The sequence below is a fragment of the Kitasatospora nipponensis genome (assembly GCF_039528135.1).
Lineage (GTDB): Bacteria > Actinomycetota > Actinomycetes > Streptomycetales > Streptomycetaceae > Kitasatospora > Kitasatospora nipponensis.
The window spans coordinates 1-702 of record NZ_BAAALF010000715.1 but is presented as its reverse complement, the minus strand read 5'-3'; the positions used below and the strand labels follow the sequence as shown (position 1 = coordinate 702).

At 73.1% G+C, this 702-nt stretch carries 1 protein-coding gene; it reads left to right on the top strand.

The window, feature by feature from the left end; all coding sequences use genetic code 11:
- Nucleotides 1–36 precede the first annotated feature (36 nt).
- Nucleotides 37–702 (top strand): DUF4097 family beta strand repeat-containing protein, encoded by a 666-nt coding sequence (locus ABD323_RS42885; RefSeq protein ID WP_344447459.1) that lies wholly within the window; start codon nt 37–39, stop codon nt 700–702.

Genomic DNA, 702 nt, shown 5'->3' with positions numbered 1-702 from the left:
GTTGTCAGAAACAAGCGACGAGCACCGGAGAACACGATGCAGAAGTTCGACACCACCGCCCCGATCACCGCCGTCCTGGACATCCCCGCCGGCCGCGTCCGGTTCATCGCCGCCGACCGCACCGACACCACCGTCGAGGTCCTGCCGGCCGACGCCACCAAGGGCCGCGACACCAAGGCCGCCGAGCAGACCACCGTCGCCTACGCCGACGGCGTCCTGCGGATCACCACCACGGCCCCCGGCAACCAGCTCTTCGGCCCCTCCGGAGCCCTGGAGGTCACCGTCCAACTGCCCGCCGGCTCCCGCGTCGAGGGCAAGGCCGGCGCAGCCGAGCTGCGCGGCGTCGGACGCCTGGGCGACGTCACCTTCGACGGCGCCTACCGGCAGACCAAGCTCGACGAGGCCGCCAGCGCGCGCCTGACCGTCATCGACGGCGACGTCGAGGTCGGCCGACTCGGCGGCCCCGCCGAGATCAGCACCACCCGCGGCGACATCCGCATCACCGAGGCCCTGGGCGGCACCGTCGCACTGAGCACCCAGTCCGGCGACATCACCGTCGGCGCCGCCTGCGGCGTCTCGGCCGCCCTGGACGCCGGCACCGGCCACGGCCGGATCAACAACGCCCTCAGGAACGACGGCACCACCACCCTCACCATCCGCGCCACCACCCCGCACGGCGACATCACCGCCCGCAGCCTCTGA

Excerpts from the sequence above, each read along its gene's own strand:
- ABD323_RS42885 (WP_344447459.1), top strand. The coding sequence starts at position 37 with ATGCAGAAGTTCGACACCACCGCCCCGATCACCGCCGTCCTGGACATC.